This window comes from Kytococcus sp. HMSC28H12 (assembly GCF_001816045.1).
Classification (GTDB): Bacteria; Actinomycetota; Actinomycetes; order Actinomycetales; family Dermatophilaceae; genus Kytococcus; species Kytococcus schroeteri.
Genome location: NZ_KV824527.1, coordinates 1 through 1,878, shown reverse-complemented (window position 1 = coordinate 1,878; position 1,878 = coordinate 1). Strand labels below are relative to the sequence as shown.

Here is a 1,878-nt window from a genome sequence, read left to right as displayed (position 1 = left end):
GAACCGGCCCCGGGCACGCGGGACGCCGCGTGGCTGCGCGACCAGTTCGCCACCACCGGCGGCTACCTCAACGCCGCCACCTGCGGCCTGCCCACCCGGCGCACCACCGAGGCCATGGCCCGCGACGCCCGGCGGTGGACCACCGGGGACGTCTCGCCGGTCGGGTACCACGAGCACGTGGAACGGGCCCGTGCGCTCTACGGCCGCCTCGTAGGGGTGCCGGCCGACCGCGTGGCGACCGGCTCCCAGACGTCGGTGTTCACCGGCATGGTGGCCGCGGGGCTGCCCGACGGCGCCGAGGTGGTGGTGGTAGAGGGCGACTTCTCCAGCCTCGTCTACCCCTTCCTCGTGCAGGCCGAGCGCCCCCACCCCACCCGCGAGGGCGGCCGCATCACGGTGCGCTCGGTGCCGCGCCAGGAGCTGTGCACCTCCCTGCGCGAGGAGACCGCGGCCGTGGTCTACAGCCACAGCCAGAGCGCGTGCGGCAGCCTCACCGCCCCCGATGCCGTGCGCCGCGCAGCCGAGGCCGTGGGTGCCCTGACGGTCTGCGACGTCACCCAGTCCGCCGGCTGGCAGGCGGTGGATGCCTCGCTGGCCGATGTGACGGTCTGCTCGGCCTACAAGTGGCTCTGCCACCCGCGCGGCGTGGCGTACATGACGGTCTCCGAGCGGGCCATGGACGCCCTCGTGCCGGTGAACGCGGGCTGGTACGCCGGCGAGGTGGTCTGGGACTCCATGTACGGCCCGGCCATGCAGCTCTCCTCGCGTGCCTCCCGCTTCGACGTCTCGCCCGGCTGGCCGCTGTGGCCCGGTGCCGTCGCCGCTCTGGAGGACTTCCTCCAGGTGCCCACCGGTGCGGTCAACGCCCACGACGTGGCGCTCACCAACCGCCTCCGGGCCGGGCTGGGCCTGGCACCCTCGGACTCCGCCATCGTCAGCCTGCCCATGCCGCCGGAGGCCGCGCAGGCCGCGGAGCGGGCCGGGCTGACCCTCTCGCAGCGGGCCGGGGGGGTGCGTCTGAGCTTCCACGTGTGGAACACCGAGCAGGACGTGGACCGCGCCCTGGAGGTGCTGGCGCCCTTCGCGCAGCGCGGCTGACGCCCGGCCGGTCCGGGGCAGGGCGGGTGGCCGACGAGCCGTCCGGTCCGGGCACGCACGTGTGGTGTGATGCTCTGCGTGCCCGACTCCCTGCTCCCGGACCCCGCCGGCGCCCAGATGGCCGCCGCCCGGGACGAGGCGCACCACGGACCCAGCTGGCGCGGACCCCGCCGTGGCACGGCCCTGTGCCTCTCCGGTGGCGGGTTCCGGGCCGCCCTGTTCCACCTGGGAGCCCTGCGCCGCCTCAACGAGCTGGGCATGCTCGGGCAGCTGCGCACCGTCTCGGCGGTGAGCGGCGGCAGCATCGCCGCGATGCTGCTGGCCGACCCCCGGCTGGGCTGGCCGACCCCGGACGCCCTGAGCCAGAGCATCGACTCGACCGACCTCGTGGAGCCCGACCCGAGCGCCCCGCCGCTGCCGCGCGGCGACACCGTGCCCGGTGGCCTGTTCTCCGCCCCGCGGGTGGAGGGGTTCGAGCAGTACGTGGCCGAGCCGCTGCGTCGCCTGACCCGTCACAACCTGCGCACCCGCGCGCTGGTGTCGGGCTGGGGGCCCAAGGTGCGCCGCCCGGCCGACCGCAGCTCCCGGGTGCTCGCCGACCAGCTGGTGGACCACATCGACTGGTGGGCGGCCGACCTGCGGGAGGCCCGCCGCACCGCCGGCCCCGCCGTGGTGGTGGAGGCCACCGAGCTCGCCCACGGGGTCAACTGGACCTTCGCCGACTCCCGCGCCCACCCGCCGCGGGGCCGCGTCGGGGACTACCGGCTCGGCAACGGCGAC

Annotated in this window: 2 protein-coding genes; both read left to right on the top strand. The window is 76.1% G+C overall.

What is annotated here, in order from left to right; genetic code table 11:
- Positions 1–1,098: aminotransferase class V-fold PLP-dependent enzyme (locus tag HMPREF3099_RS07680; RefSeq protein ID WP_371327524.1), on the top strand; the 1,098-nt coding region annotated here is incomplete at its 5' end.
- A 78-nt stretch (positions 1,099–1,176) separates the two neighbouring features.
- A partial coding sequence (locus HMPREF3099_RS07675) for a patatin-like phospholipase family protein (RefSeq protein WP_141762062.1) occupies positions 1,177–1,878 on the top strand: 702 nt, incomplete at its 3' end.